Origin of the sequence: Pseudonocardia sp. SID8383, from assembly GCF_009864975.1 — a bacterium.
Lineage (GTDB): Bacteria > Actinomycetota > Actinomycetes > Mycobacteriales > Pseudonocardiaceae > Pseudonocardia > Pseudonocardia alni.
The window spans coordinates 1-278 of record NZ_WWFY01000239.1 but is presented as its reverse complement, the minus strand read 5'-3'; the positions used below and the strand labels follow the sequence as shown (position 1 = coordinate 278).

Sequence of the window (278 nt, the reverse complement as noted above, 5' to 3'; positions counted from 1 at the left end):
GGTGCGCACCCTGGCCAAGGTCGGCTCGGCCGGGCGGGGCGACCCGAACCGGCTGGCCGGGGAGCTGGGCATGCCGCCCTGGAAGATCCGCAAGGCGCAGCAGACGGTCCGGCAGTGGCGCCCGGAGCAGCTCGCCGTTGCCATCGCGGCGACGGCGCGGGTGAACGCCGACGTCAAGGGCGTCGCCGCGGACGCGGGGTACGCATTGGAGCGGGCCGTGCTGGCCGTCGTGTCCGCGCGCACCCCGCGCTGACCCGGCCGGACCCCCGAGCGCTCGA

At 77.3% G+C, this 278-nt stretch carries 1 pseudogene; it reads left to right on the top strand.

The annotated features are described in order from the left end of the window. Positions 1-253, top strand: a pseudogene (locus GTW08_RS05720) (DNA polymerase III subunit delta); the annotation flags it as partial. Positions 254-278: the final 25 nt, after the last annotated feature.